10 protein-coding genes are annotated in these 12514 nt (G+C 54.5%); 3 read left to right on the top strand and 7 right to left on the bottom strand.

Annotated elements, in window-relative coordinates:
* Positions 1–57: 57 nt before the first annotated feature.
* From M0D69_RS41865 to M0D69_RS41835, 7 genes are all read right to left on the bottom strand, one after another.
* Positions 58–555: a VOC family protein gene (locus tag M0D69_RS41865; protein WP_301787665.1), complete on the bottom strand. Its 498-nt coding sequence runs from the start codon at positions 553–555 to the stop codon at positions 58–60.
* 16 nt (positions 556–571) lie between these two features.
* Positions 572–1015, bottom strand: a complete 444-nt coding sequence (locus tag M0D69_RS41860) for a nuclear transport factor 2 family protein (protein ID WP_301787664.1) — start codon at positions 1013–1015, stop codon at positions 572–574.
* A gap of 205 nt (positions 1016–1220) precedes the next feature.
* A complete protein-coding gene (locus M0D69_RS41855; RefSeq protein WP_301787663.1) occupies positions 1221–3713 on the bottom strand; it encodes an RND family transporter in 2493 nt (830 codons plus the stop codon).
* A gap of 70 nt (positions 3714–3783) precedes the next feature.
* Positions 3784–4851 (bottom strand): YCF48-related protein, encoded by a 1068-nt coding sequence (locus M0D69_RS41850; RefSeq protein WP_301787662.1) that lies wholly within the window; start codon positions 4849–4851, stop codon positions 3784–3786.
* An 85-nt stretch (positions 4852–4936) separates the two neighbouring features.
* On the bottom strand, positions 4937–6292 hold the full coding sequence (locus M0D69_RS41845) for a DUF1329 domain-containing protein (protein ID WP_301787661.1): 1356 nt from the start codon (positions 6290–6292) through the stop codon (positions 4937–4939).
* Between the two features lie 16 nt (positions 6293–6308).
* Positions 6309–7964 (bottom strand): DUF1302 domain-containing protein, encoded by a 1656-nt coding sequence (locus M0D69_RS41840; protein WP_301787660.1) that lies wholly within the window; start codon positions 7962–7964, stop codon positions 6309–6311.
* Complete coding sequence (locus M0D69_RS41835; RefSeq protein ID WP_301787659.1) at positions 7961–8248, bottom strand: hypothetical protein; 288 nt, start codon at positions 8246–8248, stop codon at positions 7961–7963. Before M0D69_RS41835 ends, M0D69_RS41840 begins: the two co-directional genes overlap by 4 nt.
* An 832-nt stretch (positions 8249–9080) precedes the next feature.
* Between M0D69_RS41835 and M0D69_RS41830 the strand changes: the two genes are divergently transcribed.
* From M0D69_RS41830 to M0D69_RS41820, 3 genes are all read left to right on the top strand, one after another.
* Entirely contained in the window at positions 9081–9977 is an 897-nt protein-coding gene (locus M0D69_RS41830) for a TetR/AcrR family transcriptional regulator (protein ID WP_301787658.1), read from the top strand.
* Positions 9978–10676: 699 nt separating this feature from the next.
* Positions 10677–11129 carry a Zn-ribbon domain-containing OB-fold protein gene (locus M0D69_RS41825; RefSeq protein ID WP_301787657.1) on the top strand — a complete coding sequence of 151 codons (453 nt, stop codon included), beginning with the start codon at positions 10677–10679 and terminating at the stop codon, positions 11127–11129.
* Positions 11126–12280, top strand: a complete 1155-nt coding sequence (locus tag M0D69_RS41820; RefSeq protein ID WP_301787656.1) for a thiolase family protein — start codon at positions 11126–11128, stop codon at positions 12278–12280. Before M0D69_RS41825 ends, M0D69_RS41820 begins: the two co-directional genes overlap by 4 nt.
* The last annotated feature ends 234 nt before the right edge of the window (positions 12281–12514 follow it).

Genomic DNA, 12514 nt, shown 5'->3' with positions numbered 1-12514 from the left:
AGGTCAAACCTTGGTGAGTCCCCCGGCAGAGCCGGGGGCTTACCTCACTGAGTTAGGTCAGTTTACGCGAAGGCTATCAACAGCATCAGGGTTATGCTCCCACATCTGAATCATATTTCCATCGGGATCGTAAAAAATGAACGTTCTTCCCAAATTGGCGGCAGGCCAAACATACTCCGTTTGAGTCTTGTAGCCGGCCGCGCGCACCTTATTGTAAAACGCATCGATGCCTTCAATCGCGAGGGCAATCTCACGAATTCCGCTATCTTTATAAAGTAACTTATCAGCTGGTGTCTTCTGAACTTCTGGCACAATCGGTGCAAGCAGCTCCATGATTGCGCCCTGTTCTGAGACCATGACCGCAACGTCTGCCTTTGCGCCGGGTGTCTTATAGAGATCCTCTAGCAACGCGCGAGGCGCCAGGACGGTCGGCGCCCAATTCTCCCCATCTGGGATGATCGTCCGTACCCTAAGACTAAAGCCCATAATGTTTTGCCAAAATTCCACCTGCCGATCGAGATCGGTCGTAACAATGCAAATGTGATGAAATAACATCCCTGGCCTCCAGTCTTCAGATGAATTTTTCCCACGTCCGAAGCCGTGTGGTTCGGCTGTATTTGATCTTCCAAACTCCGTCAACCTTCACATATCGCTCGTGATAGTGACCCCATCCTTTAAATTCGCTGGTCGGCATCTGCACCCAGTCATGCATCGCCCAGATACCTTCTGCGGTTGTCGGACTAGACAATGTAATCTCAGGGAGAAAGGCCTGATGTACGGTGCGAGCTCCTTTGAGCAAAACCGCCATCCCTCCGATGAACTTATCTCGGCCCTCGATGGTCGCCGTATTGGACTCTTCACTGGAGGAGCGTGGAATGACCTCATACACGCCTACGAAGTCCTCCGTGAAGAGCTCACTAAATTTTTCCCATTGCTGGGTATCGCCGTAACGGACATATTTGGCCTTCAATTGTTTGATTTCCTCAATGTCTCGCCAGCTTTCCTCTTTTTGCATACATCCTCCTAAATATAAGTGAGTTGCCTTTCCGCCGACATGACGCCGATACACCCAATGCATCGACAAGTCCGTTAGACGCCAGTCGATCACCACGATTTCACATCAACGCATGTCGATCCGATCAGCCCGCGCGTTAGACGCTCCAGGTCTGCCCGAGACGACGTCGCGAAAAAACCAGCCCCCACTCTTCGCACCCCACGATTCAGCTAGATCGACTCGCTGGCTCCGTCAACACGGCATCATCCACCGTGGTGTCCAAGCTTCGGCCCTTATCCGAAGCGGGTGCGTCCAGTGGTTGATTCCTCTTCTGTACAACCCCTCTCAGCAAGAAATGCGATAGTGCAGGAATCAAAACGAGAGCGCCGACCATATTCCAGAGAAACATAAACATCAGGAGGATTCCCATATCCGCTTGGAATTTGATCGCAGAGAACCCCCATGTCGCCACGCCAGCTGCGAGCGTCAGAGCGACAAGCACTATTACTTTTCCTGTGAATTCGACTGCTCCTTGATATGCTTCCGCGAGCGTCGCACCTCGCCGCTGCAGTGCCAACTGGATGCTCAGAAGATAGAGTGCATAGTCGACTCCGACGCCAACCCCCAAAGCGATGACCGGGAGCGTCGCTACCTTTACACCGATCCCGAGTACCACCATCAACGCCTCACAAAGCACAGAAGTCAGGACAAGTGGCAGTACCGCGACCACGACTGCGCTAATACTTCGAAACGTTATAAAGCACAGCACCACAACGGCAGAATACAGAAGAACCAGAATCAAATGATTTGCCTGATCAACTACGATGTTGGTGGCCGCCTCTATCCCCGCAGAGCCTGCCGCAAGCAAAAATTTTCTGTCAGGAGCATCGTGCTCCAATGCGAAGGCCTGAACCGTTCGCACCATTCTCCCTAACGTCTCGGCACGATGATCCGTCAAATGTGCAATGATCGGGACAACGGAACAGTCACTGTTAACTAGCTCCGGATAGTTGGCGATGACCTGCTGCATCGCCGGTGCAATCACCAACGGATCGCGACTTATCGTCATCCATTTCGGATTCCCTTCGTTGTTGGCCGCGGAAATGCCTCTAACGAGTGCCGCTGGAGAGGTGACACCCTCCACGCCTGGTGTATTCATGAGCTGTACGCCCAGTCGATCTTCTTCGAGCAGCGTCTCGAATTTGCTGCATCCTCCGGAAGGCGTCTTGACCATAACTGCGAACTGATCGTCTGTGAACCCGTAGTGCTGAGTAACGTACGCCACGTCGAGATTGTATTGCGACCGCGGTCGAAGTTCGGGCGCCCCGGAATTGAGATCCCCAATTTCCAAGTGTCGACTGATCACATAACCAGAAGCGCCCATCAGTCCTGCCAAAATGACAGCGACGGTTGCGCCTTTTTGCGCAGTAAAGGGCGTCAGCAGTCGCGCGAGGCGTCGCCCAATTCCTGTTCCCTTCGAGTTCTCGCTCACTGACCTTGTCGCGGCCTTCTCACTCACTCCGACGTAAGAAAGCGCCACAGGAACCAATATCAACTTCGTGCAAATGAGTACGCATACACCAACGCTTGTCGCTATTGAAAGCTCCCTTATTACCGGAATGTCAATTACCATCAGCACTGCGAATCCAACAACATTTGTCAACAATGCAGTAAGACCTGTCGCGAACAACCTACGGAACGTGTATCGAGCCGCCACATACTTGTGAACGCCGCGCCCAATGTCCTGCATGATCCCGTTCATCTTCTGCGCCCCGTGACTGAGACCGATGGCAAATATCAGAAACGGAGCCAATATCGAGTACGGATCCAACGTGTATCCTAAAAGCCTCATTAGACCGAGCATCCAAATTACGCCGATCAAGGAAGCTCCCACTAATATAGTCGTACTGCGCCAACAGCGGGTATAGCAGCGCACAAATGTCGTAGCGATCGCCACTGAAATGCAAAAAAAGAGGAAAAATTGCCGCAGCCCCTGAATTAGATTGCTCACAAGCTGCGCGAAACCTATAACGTGAATTTTTGTATCACTGTCTGCCTGACTAAGCACCTGCTTGCTGATTTCATTCGAAAAGGATACGTAATCCAGAGGCTTACCGGTTGCGGGATCCGTATCAACTAACGGCACTACAATCATCGTCGACTTGTAGTCTTTCCCAACCAGACTTCCAAGCAGACCGGCGCGCACAATATTGACCGCCAGGGCCGAGCGCGCTTCCTTGGATCCATCGTAGTGGTCCGGCATCACGGGACCTGCCTGAAACCCTTCCTCGGTAACTTCAGTCCAGCGAACGGAAGGCGTCCATAGGGACTTCATCCATGACCGGTCGACACCGGGAAGTAAAAACAATGCGTCATTTATTTTTTTTAGCTTTCCTATATAAGTGGCGTCAAAAATCGTCCCGTTTTTCGATTCAACTATGATGCGCACCGAATTGCCTAGTCCTCGTAGTGCGCCCCTATTATCAAAGTAGTTCCTAATATAGGGGTGGGACTGAGGAATCATACTTTCGAAGCTTGCATTAATGGATAGCTTGCTAGCACTAAGCGTGAGAAGCGCGGAAACTATCAGAAATGCGAGCACGATCCACCGCCGATGATTGAAAATCATCCGCTCCAGAGGGCCGCCACTGGCGGTATCGAATTCCTCCAGTTTGCCCACAACTGGAAAGCTGCCGGAACTATCAATTATCGGTCCCATTTACGTCCTCATAGCGACAACCGTTAAGAACCGCTGCACAGTTGGTGTAAGATTCGCTTCGCGTAAACCGTCACGGAGCCACGTAGGCATCCACGACCTGATTCCCCGCGACTCCTGTAATTACTACCCAACCTTGCCGCTTGGGCGAGGCTATTCCAGTGAGCATCGGCATACGTACTCTTGACATAAGCGAAAATCGTGTCATGCCGATATCACTCTGGGTAACCGAGCCAGCAACGTCGACCAAAGCCAGTCGTCCGTTAGGCAATGCAGTTCCTGCGGTAATAGTCGCGCCCGTCCCAGTCTCGACCGCTAACCACGTTCGCCCACCATCAATCGACCTGAATGCCGTGCCGCGTAGCCCGTAGGCAACGACGACGTCTCGGACGCCGACTACCCCGAAGAGGCTGCCTCGATAGCCCGTCAGCTCGCGGACGAACTGCTGCTCTCCCGGTCGCCGTACGAACACCGTTCCCTTCTCTGACGCCATATACAAACTGCCGTTCAGCTCGCATATGCCGAACAGGTGAAGTCCCTCCGGGTTATCCATGTGGTCACTCCAGGGCAGCCAATGCCGGCCACCGTCTGACGTGTGCATTGACAAGCCGAACGATCCAACCGCGAATCCCTCTCGGGCGTCCAGGAAAAGAACCGACAGGAGCGGGATACTCGCGTTATCCTTCTCGTGCGCTCGCGCATCCTCGAGCAGCGAACGTGCCCGCTGGTCTCCCTCCTCGACTTTTTTCTGGTAGTACGCGATCGTCAGCTTGCTCGCTTCCACGCCATCCATTTGTTTGTGCCAGGTCTTGCCTGCGTCGTCGCTATGCAATATGAGGCCATCATGCCCAACCACCCAACCGTCGATTGGAGTCGGGAATGCAACCGCCGTCAGATCCACGGAGACAGGCACCGAAGATTGCCTCCAGGATTTGCCGCCATCATCGGAGTACATGATCAGCCCGCGCCACCCTGCTGCGACCAGCCGGTCTCCAGCAGTGGTGATCGCAGTTAACGGCGAGCGTGAAGGACGCGATACGCTGAGCGCGGCAGTAACAAGCGGGTCAACAAAACCCGTGGTCGCCGACGCCCAGAAAGAGAAGGTGAGACCCACCACGAATAGCAAGAGTCTAGTAGGCATTTGACATTCCCGTTTCTTCACCAGGTACTGTTTGTCAAGAGTCTGCTCCCGTACCACTTGCGGTTGCGTCTCACAGACACTTCAATCACCGTACGCCTGCACCGGCCAGCGCGTCCGGAGTCAACCCCGACTTAAATGGCACGTCCGGCAAGACTCTATAAAAGCCGCTAGGGGTTTCAATGCCAGCCATCGAATAGTTGCCCTTTGAGAAATCGTAAATGAACTGATTAAGAAATGGCTGATCCGGAACGCCTCCGTACGGAACGAAGTGTGGCCCAAAGCCGGCGCGATAGATATTGCCAGAATGGTCATATGCATCCGTGGCAACGATTGCCCACGAGTCCTCGTCCACATAGTATGTTCTTCGTAAAACAACATGACGCGCTGAGGGCTTCAAATCTGCCTGTACCACCCAGACCCGGTGAACCTCCCATCTCAGCGCATCGGGTGAAATGAAGTGCTTTCCGAGCATCTGGCTCAACGGCGTTTCAAAGTGAAACCGATAAGTGTTGTAAGGAATTATCATCTCCCTCTTTCCAACAATTTTCCAATCAAACCGGTCCATCTTGCCGTCCCATAGTTGTAACTCGTCACCAAGCACCGCTCCACCAATAAAGGAAACGGGAGTGTCATAGGTAAGCTCCGGTGCGAGACGTACACGTCTAAGTCCTGGGGTATAGGCATAGATCGTCTCGTCATCGTTCTGATAATTCAACGGCAGCCACTCCAGGATCTTCTGACCCACCGACGACGGCGGACCGACAAATGTGGTAGTCCATTTCCTATACCACTGGTCTGGTTTCGCGGCAGGGTCGTAGTAAGCCGAGTAGGCCATCACCCTGTTTCGTCCGACCTCCGTCGCGTTCCCAGAAGAATCGACCAAAAAGGCGCTGTTCAAGCCGTCGTGAGAGAAATGTGTGTAAGCAAGCGTGGAGTTCCAGATTACCTCCGCGCCACGCTTTGGGATTGGAAACGGAATGCCACCCCAAGCATTCTCGACCTTTAAATTATCGGAGCTCAGACTCGCGGCGCGGGCCAGCTCCTTCGTCTTCTCGAGTACCCATTGTGGGTAGACCATGGTCCGATGTGAGGGGAATACGTCGACTCGAAAATCAGGGTAGCGCTTCAGGAGTTCTTTTGTGCCCTCCGTCAACTTATCGCTATACTCCGCCATGTTCTTCTGCGTTATCGAGACCACCGGCTTCTCACTTGAAAACGGGTCGGGGTAGCGTCCACTCCCCTCCTGATAGCTAGCCGGCGGCTTGATCGGCTCGCCTGTATATGCAGGGACCTGGCCGTCCGCACTCGCCTTCGAATCCGCACCGAACGCCGTCAACGTTGTTCCGAGCGACTTAGCCTCGCTATCGGTGACTTCTGCGCACGCGTGTCCCACAACAAGAATCGCCAACGACATTGCGATCGCACTCTTAATCAAACCCATGATTTCACTCCTCATTTCAGAACGCTGCCTGAAGCGTTAGCAACACATATCCTTTATCGTTGTACATATAGGGGCCCGCTCCGGTCGTTGTCGCCAGGGGAGCACCTGCGGCACTCGTCTGTTGATATCGGCTATGAAAGCCGCCGTAGTACAGCGCGACCGTGTACTTCTGCCGGATCACCGCCGATGCACCGACCTGCCACGACCAGCTTTGCTGAAAACTCGAACCGTTGGTCGGCCCGGTGCCGGCTAGTCCGGTCGAGACGGTTATCGGAATAGTCAGGTCCACACCGGGCAACACCTGAAGGTATTGCGGAGCGAAGTTGACTGTGAGTGCGACGGCGTTGCGAGTCGAGCAACCCGTGCTTGTCCCGCCGTTCTGGCACGCAACAGACCCAACTCCGTTATAGAGCTGCGGCTGAGCTGTAATCCGTTGCAAATGCGTATAAGCCAACTCGGCGGCTACTGAGCCGGTGCTCCATAGAGGAGTCCGCGGCAGGATATACGTAGCATTCAATAGGCCATTGATGACGTCGCCGATAGGACCTTGCTTCGTTGCCCGATCAATACCGACATTCGCGAGAGCTGTATGAGCTCGATAGCTAACTTCACTGCCTACGCTGACGTCGCCGATCGACTTGCTCAGACTGATGCCGTATAGCTTGACGTTGTCGTTATACACAAGCCGGTAGCCAGATGAACTGACTAGCGGCGCCTCGTAAGGCGCCGTCTCTGCCAGACGACGAAAGTAGACGCCGATGGTACCGCCCGAAAGCCAGTCCGGCCGCCAACGCGCGTTCACACCAAAGTTACCCTGATAATGGGGCGTCAGAGCAGGCAACCGAGGCAGGAACGGTTGCTGCGACGATCCCGTAAAGAGCCGGTCAGGCCCATTAAAAAGCAAGTCTGCGACTCCGAAATAGGTCCCACCTTCGGGATAGCGGTTTGGTATCCAGTCCAGGAAATACTGACCAGCCAACGACAATGAGGGGGTTACCTGGGCGGACATAGAAAGTTGGCTGACCGGCAGGAACAATTGATTCAATTTGGCGCTTGGACTCGTTATTGCTTTGTTGATGTCAATCGGTCCTTGCGCATACGCAATGCTGTTGGCGGTATTGAACAGTGCTTCGCCCCAATAGACAGATGTCTGCCCCAGTCTTACGCTGATTGGTACGGAACCAGCGTCGAACGTTCCGAATACAAAGGCGTCGAGCAGTTGGCCGCCGGGTCCACGGTAATACTTGTCGATATAGCTGGAATATTTGTTGTTTATGTACGTCGATGGTATTCCAACTGACGCAGGCCCGGCAGCGGGTCCAACCGATGTGTTGTGGTAGGCTGCATCGTACCAACCCTCTGCACTGACCCTGAAGCCATACCGATTCTTGTAGATGAGCTCGAACTCGGAGAGCACGTCGGCGCGATTTTCAAACAGGTCGCCCTTGCCAAATTTGTTATCAGATATCCCAGAATTCGGATTGTTCAGAATTGCGGGATTCTGGCCCTGTACGCGCACTCCACCGTTGTAGGACACTGTATTGTCCCAGTGGATTTCCAAATCAGGATCGGAAGTTTCAATTTGAAATGCGTGCGATTGCGTTGCAACCGCAAGTGGCAATGCGATAAGAGTAACCGATTTGACAGAGCGTATTACCGATGACCGCTTCATGGCGCACTCTCGCACTTGTCCAGTTGCTTGATATCCCGAAGGTGCGAAACGCTGCTGGTGTGATCCAGCAGCACGAAGCCTTCCCCGCCCAGGTCCAGACTGCCCCGGGTGGAGCAAGCGTCCCAGATCTTGGCCTCACGGGTCTCAAGCGGAGGACAGGTCTTGGATGGATCAAGCGGATTCGACGTCGCACTTGCGACGTTCCAGGTGAAATTCATCTTGCCGCGCACATACGGACGGTCGACTACATCCGGTTCACGGGGAGCCGTTGGGGGGGTGGCCATGCTAAGCATCTCCTGTCTGTCTTTCTCTTTTTAAAAACCGCCGGTCTTTCCACTATCACTGATGCGGTTGCTACTGGCACTTCCAGCCAGACGGAGGTGATGCGACATGGTTGGCTGGATTGTTCGCCCAGACCATGTCATAAGCAGCCCTGACACCTGGAAAATCACCGAATGGCTCTTCAAACATAACTAAGGACAACTTCCTAAATAAAGTCTGCGATAACCAACGGTAGCTTGTGGCGCGCAGGCACAATTGCGAACTTATAGGTGCATCAGTGGCCCAACAACAACCACCGAACGGACGGCATCTTGTTCCTTGTCAACGACGGAATGGCAGTCTCTCTGACACTGTCGCCTGACAAGGCGGGACACTCTCGATGCCGGTCGATCAGCTGACATACCAGGGTTCAAACAGCCCCACCAATGTATGGCAACACAGCTATGCAACCCGACCGTATCGTCCCATCATGGGCCGCTCCCGCCCGGGAGGAAACACGCGCCACCGACCATCGTCATGCCGGAAAAAGAACAGTTCGAAAGGTCCCGCTGCCCGGGATGACTCGATGCGGATGCAACGATTATGACCAGTGCCCGGATAGCTGTATCGCGTCAGTCTGATCGTCCGCCCGGGCGCGGGCGTCAACCATTTGTCGATCAACCACCGCAAACGCCCCTCCGTATCCATCTCCTGCTCCTCAAACGCTTCCCGAGTTCTCCGCATCCGACCCCGGGCGGCATGCCTTCTGGCTCGTGATCGCCAGTGGGTCCGCTCGACGGCAGGCAGCTCGCTTCTATCGGTCTATGGACCTATAATAGTAGTCAAGAGACTGAGATGCAAGCCAAGTCGCATCGGGAAAACACCAATAAATTCGCCAATTCACGACGACAAATAATTATCAGACATGAAAATTTGACATGTTTTACAGGTTTCAAGACCTATAGTATAGTGAAGTATGTGGCCGATGCTTGCCCGTTTATGGCATCTTTGCCTGGCTCAATGCAGGCTCAGCGAGGCTCCATTGGTGCTTCGGGTTCTTTGGCCATCCCGCGACGAGGAAGAGAAATGAAACAACTGACCATTACGGCGCAAGATATGTCCGCCACCAATTCGGCAGGCGAGACCAGGCGACGGGGAAACCGAACCACGCGCGTGCCTGAAATCCTCGAGATTTCAATAAATGCCTTCGCCACCGATGGGTATGCGGCGTTCAACCAGCGGCGTGTCGCGAGCGAGGCCGGACTTCGGTTGAGCACGCTCCAGCACTACTTCCGCACAAGGGAGGACCTGCTGCGGGCCACCGTCGAGGCAATGGGCGACCGCTACCTCGATTTGTATCGCAAACTGTCCAGGGATAGTTCGCTTACGCCTTTGGCACGTCTGTACAAGATTGCCGATGAGACATTTAACGCGCTGGCGCGGCCGAATAGCCACTTCAGCGCCTTTGCGATTGAACTCTGGAGTTTGGCTGAGCACGAGGACTTCGCTCGTGATCTGCTCGAGGAAATCACCGGACAAAACCTGGAGATATTTGCAGGCCTGGTCTCGAAGATCAATCCTGAATTGTCTTCAGAGGACTGCGCTCTGCGAGGCGCATTGCTCACATCAAACTTGCAGGGCTTGCTCATCTTTGTACGTCGGGCTGGCAAGAACACTCCGAGTCTCGACGGACTTCGCGCTATGACGAAGGTAGTCTGGAGAGCACTGAGTACCGCACCAGGCTCCTCCTGAACCACCATAAGACTCTATCGCCAGATAACCTGCCGGGTATCTACTCTCTCAACCACATAACCAATTCTGCCTCCCCCGAAGCGAGAAGTAGTGACACCACTTTTAGAAGGTGAGCCTCACGCGAGAACCGGCCATGTCGAATGCTACCTCTATCGAATGTATATCCCCTCGTTGGACTATCCTGGGGCTTCATGAATGGCCATCCCTACGCCGCTGATCCTCGAGGCTGAAACCCCGTGCGACGAAATGATTCAATTCGACACAGGACGCCCAACTCCAGATCTGATGTTCCGAGGTGTTCTGCGACTCCCGCGATCTGCTCATCCGTCGTGGAGCAGGATGCTGCGTGGTATCAATGACTCTCGCCCGGAAATTGCACCCTATAAAACTCGCGCGTTAGTGATCGGGGTTGCGCCAGGAGCGTCTCAGTTGCCGTCTCCGTAATAAGAATGAATAATATTAAAAACTAAGGAATACAAATTATTGCCTTGATGAAGCAAGTACTCTACATTGTTATTCTATGACGTCTTCGAGCTGAGGTCCCGTTGTGCACCCGCAGAACCTTCAGCGACAGGGCGACTCTTACGCAAGCGACCGCCGGGAACACAGGTTTGACTGGCCACCGGATACGGTGCGCTTTCGGTAAGCGGTTAAGAATTGATTTCTCCCGCTTCGCGCCCATCCACAGGATTGCCAACTATGTGCCCCGAAATATTCTCTGAAGCTTCCATTGCAAGGGTGGTGCCCGCAGTCCCTTTTCTTGTCGTCGCACCGGATGGCCGCGCACATCTCGTCGGCTCGCGCTGCATGGATTGTGGGGCCATCATGCCAGGTAGACGCATCGCGTGCGCCGCCTGTGGTGCGCGTGGGCGTCTGGAATCCATCCAGTTGGCTGAAAGCGGTCGCCTCTGTAGCTATACGGTTGTCCACCGCAGCTTTCCGGGAGTGATGACCCCATTTGTTGCAGCAATCGTCAATTTGGATGGCGGCGGAACACTTAAAGGTACGCTAACGGACGTTACACCGGACCCTCGTACCCTGCCTTACGACATGCCAGTGGAAATTGTCTATCGCGATTCCGGCCAGAAGGCGGCGGACGGCTCCACCTTCCTCTCCTACTACTTCGTCCCATCCCGCCGAGGTCACAGATGACTGACGTTTATATTGTCGGGATCGACATGATCCCATTTGGCCGCTATCCGACTCGCACGGTGCCCGAGCTCGGCGCGGAAGCCGCCTGGCTTGCACTTGACGATGCTGGGCTCGGGATCCGCGACATGCAAGCACTATATTGCGGCAACCTGATGGAAGCCCATTTGATGGTCGGGCAGCGCATTCTGCGTGAGATGGGCCTTACCGGCGTTCCTGTCACCAACGTGGCCAATGCTTGTGCCACCGGCGCCACCGCTTTCCGAGAGGGGGTGATCGCCGTGAAGTCCGGTCTATACGACGTCGTGCTTGCTGTGGGCGTAGAGCAAATGGGCCGCGGACTGCTAGGCGGAAGTGGCCGTTCCGACGGCTTTGTTGAGGAAGGCGTACTCGGATCGAACACCATGCCAGCGATGTTCGCTCAGATTGGAGTAGAACACGCACGCAAGCACGGCACTACCTTCGAGCAGTTCGCCAAGGTAGCGGTCAAGAACCACCACCATTCCACCATGAATCCTAAAGCGATGAGTCAGCGTGAGACGACGCTGCGGGAAGTAATGGAGGCGGAGATGATCTCCTGGCCCAACACCAAGTTGATGTGTTCCATCAACGTAGACGGAGCAGCGGCCGCAGTGATTGCTTCGGAGCGTGCTGCACGGCGGTTAGGCTTGTTGGCGAGATCGGTGCGGGTGCGCGCTTCGGAGATGACTTCTGGACCGTATACGGCGAAAGAGTTTGCGATTCCCGACTTCAACGAGGTCACCCGTAACTGCGCACGTCTCGCCTACGAACACGCTGGAATAGGTCCTGATGCACTGGACCTTGTGGAGCTTCACGACTGTTTTGCAACGGCCGAATTGGTGCACTACGAAAACCTGGGTCTGTGCCAAGAGGGGGAAGCGGGCCGAATGATCGATGCGGGGGAAACCGCTCTCGGGGGACGAATTCCAGTCAATGTGTCAGGTGGTCTTCTGTCAAAGGGCCATCCGCTCGGCGCAACGGGCATCGCCAATCTCTATGAGGTGGCGACTCATTTACGAGGTGCAGCAGGTGAGCGACAGGTCGTCGGCGCCCGGATGGGCCTTACCCATGTTGTCGGTGGCTCTTTTGGGCGTGGCTCAGCATGTGTAATCCACGTTCTCGAAAGGGTTTGAACCTGGAAAATAGCGGCTCACCGCCATCTGTCCCAAGACATGCCACGGGTTTGGCCGGTTGTTTTCCCGAAAGCCGACTTCGCGATGCTATCTCGTATCTCGCGACAAACTCAGAAGTGTCGACCTGGTCATTTTCCTGGAGACACGCTCCATTGCCATACTCGTCTCTACGGGTCCAATAACTCAGTGAGGTAAGCCCCCGGCTCTGCCGGGGGACTCACCAAGGTTTGACCT

The sequence above is a fragment of the Caballeronia sp. SEWSISQ10-4 2 genome, from assembly GCF_030464885.1.
Lineage (GTDB): Bacteria > Pseudomonadota > Gammaproteobacteria > Burkholderiales > Burkholderiaceae > Caballeronia.
The sequence above is the reverse complement of the archived record's forward strand: the minus strand, read 5'-3'. Positions and strand labels throughout refer to the sequence as shown.